A 400-nucleotide genomic window follows, 5' to 3' on the forward strand; every position below is an offset into this window, starting at 1 on the left:
ACCTAAATTTGATTGGTTAAACGGGGAGAACCTTGATGGTAAGTAAGAAAAAAGCATTAGAAATGATTGATGTTATAGCAAATATGTTTCCGGATGCAGAATGTGAATTAAAACATGATAATCCGTTCGAATTAACTATTGCTGTATTATTGTCAGCGCAATGTACAGACGTTCTAGTAAATAGAGTAACAACTGAGCTGTTTAAAAAATACAAAACGCCTGAAGATTATTTGGCAGTCAGTGATGAAGAACTTATGAATGATATTCGTTCTATCGGTCTGTATCGTAACAAAGCTAAGAATATTAAGAAACTTTGTCAATCTTTGATTGATCAATTTAATGGAGAAATACCACAAACACATAAGGAATTAGAAAGTTTAGCAGGTGTAGGACGTAAAAC

At 32.8% G+C, this 400-nt stretch carries 1 protein-coding gene; it reads left to right on the plus strand.

Features of this window, described 5'->3' with window-relative positions:
- Nucleotides 1-35: 35 nt before the first annotated feature.
- Nucleotides 36-400: endonuclease III domain-containing protein (locus FHL79_RS26700; protein ID WP_138761220.1), on the plus strand; the 365-nt coding region annotated here is incomplete at its 3' end.

This window comes from Modestobacter altitudinis (genome assembly GCF_005930475.1).
GTDB classification, from domain to species: domain Bacteria; phylum Actinomycetota; class Actinomycetes; order Mycobacteriales; family Geodermatophilaceae; genus Modestobacter; species Modestobacter altitudinis.